Source organism: Herbiconiux daphne (genome assembly GCF_024979295.1).
Classification (GTDB): domain Bacteria; phylum Actinomycetota; class Actinomycetes; order Actinomycetales; family Microbacteriaceae; genus Herbiconiux; species Herbiconiux daphnes.
Map to the genome: position 1 here is coordinate 1 of NZ_JANLCJ010000417.1, position 690 is coordinate 690.

At 43.8% G+C, this 690-nt stretch carries 2 protein-coding genes; both read right to left on the reverse strand.

Translation table 11 applies throughout. The features are described 5' to 3' along the window. A partial coding sequence (locus N1032_RS25575) for a TerD family protein (protein WP_259543413.1) occupies positions 1-493 on the reverse strand: 493 nt, incomplete at its 3' end. A 9-nt stretch (positions 494-502) separates the two neighbouring features. Next, the coding region (locus tag N1032_RS25580) for a hypothetical protein (RefSeq protein WP_259543414.1) at positions 503-690 on the reverse strand (188 nt) is incomplete at its 5' end.

Below are 690 nucleotides of genomic sequence, written 5' to 3' on the forward strand. Positions count from 1 at the left end.
CCAGACGAGGAGCTTTGTCACCAAGACCATACAGACCGTCGTAGATTGAGAAACCAACGAATGGAATCTCACCGAAGTTCTGGTGACGGTAGCTGTTAAGTACCACAAAGACAGTCTGAACTGTCATTGGAATTACAGCACCTTTAAACTTGATACGTTCATTATCAGCTTCGTCAACTTCATCATCACCAGTGAGGTCGTCACCAGTATGACTTACTGCTCCACCGAATAGAGTTTTGTTACCGAAGTAACACTTCTCTACGAACTCTTTGCTACCATTGAAGAATAGCAGAGAAAGGTCAAGGTCTACATCTTCCAACTGACCAGTAACCTTAGCAACGTTACCAATCAGACGGTCGATGAAACCAGCTTTTGGTGCAGAGCCAAGACGATTAATCTTGCCCCAATTTGCACCAACAGTTAGGTTCAGAACTGGCATACCTTTGTCGTTTACCAGTACAGTCTCTTCACCTTTCTTGAGGATAATAGCCATTAGTATTCCTTACTTGTTGTATTTATCCAGAAGGTCTTCCAGACCATTAGCTTTGCTCACGCCGATAGGATTGGTCAGGTTGGTTACTGTCCACTCACCAGCATCGTTACGAGTCAGCTTAACGAACTCTACGCAGGTAGAGAATGCAGCATTTTCAGCCAGTTTGATTTCAAACAGAACTTGACCTTTTTGGTCAT